Annotated in this window: 1 protein-coding gene; it reads left to right on the top strand. The window is 65.2% G+C overall.

The genetic code is table 11. The features are described 5' to 3' along the window. The coding region (locus tag APM_RS19560) for a Tn3 family transposase (RefSeq protein ID WP_039889402.1) at nucleotides 1–1,341 on the top strand (1,341 nt) is incomplete at both ends.

Here is a 1,341-nt window from a genome sequence, read left to right as displayed (position 1 = left end):
GACACGGTGATACCCTGGGACCGGTTCTGCTCGACCGTTATGGAAGCGGAAACTCTGGTTCGTTCGGAAGATTTCGATCCCTACGAGGTGCTGAGCGAACATTATGCCGGCATTCGGCGCTGGGCGCCGGCGTTTCTGGCCACTTTCGAGTTTCAGGGTGTTCCCGCCACGGCGTCGTTGATGCGCGCGATCGCCATGCTGCGCGCCATGAACAGCGCGGGAGCCTCGACGCTGCCCAAGTCAGCGCCGACCGCCTTTGTCCGGCCGCGCTGGGCGCGTCATGTCCTCACGGCACACGGCATCGACCGGCGTTATTACGAACTCTGCGTCCTGGCGGAATTGCGCCAGCGCCTTGCTGCCGGCGATGTCTGGGTTACCGGCAGCCGGCAATACCGGGCCTTCGAGGAGCGGCTGATCTCCAGGGAGACGCTGCAGGTCCTGCAGAAAGAGTCCGGCATTCCGGTTGCCATCGAGACTGACTTCGATCGCTTTATCGAGACCCGGCGGACCTGGCTGGATGCGCGGTTGGCCGAGGTCGACATCCGTGCCCGGGGCGGGCTGCTTCCCGATGTGACGATCGAGAAGGGCGTGCTGAGAATCACGCCGATCGAAAAATCGACCCCGCCCGAGGCCGAAGCGCTGGCAGCGAAGCTCTATGCCACGCTGCCCCGCATCCGGATCACCGACCTGCTGACGGAAGTGGCCGGCTGGACCGGCTTCCCGGACTGCTTCACCCATCTGCGCACCGGCGAAACCGCCGCTGATCCCCGGGTGCTGATGGCGGGGCTGCTGGCCGATGGCCTCAATCTCGGACTGACCCGGATGGCCGAAGCCTGCAGCATCGCCAGTCTGGGCCAGCTCGCCTGGACCGCTGACTGGCACATCCGCGACGAAACCTACGCCCTGGCGCTGCGCCGCCTCGTCGAGCACCAAAATCGCGAGCCGCTCGCCGCTCTCTTCGGGTCGGGAACAGCCTCATCCTCGGACGGGCAGTTCTTCCGCGCCGGCGGCTCTGGCCGGGATGCGAGCCGGATCAATGCGCACTACGGCCCCGAACCGGGTCTGAAATTCTACACCCATCTCTCCGATCGCTACGCGCCGTTCCATACCAGGGTGATCGCCGCAACCGCCAGCGAAGCCCTGCATGTCCTCGACGGCCTGCTTGATCATCACGGCGATGCGCCGCCACGTCAGCACCGGCACCATACCGATGGCGGCGGGGTGTCGGATCATGTCTTTGCCCTGTGCGCCCTGCTTGGATACGTGTTCGCGCCGAGAATTCCCGATCTGAAAGACCGGCGTCTCTACAGTTTTGCCAGACCGGCAGCCTATCCGACGCTC

The sequence above is a fragment of the Acidiphilium sp. PM genome (genome assembly GCF_000219295.1).
In the GTDB taxonomy this organism is placed as follows: Bacteria; Pseudomonadota; Alphaproteobacteria; order Acetobacterales; family Acetobacteraceae; genus Acidiphilium; species Acidiphilium multivorum.
This window is presented reverse-complemented; position numbering and strand designations above follow the sequence as displayed.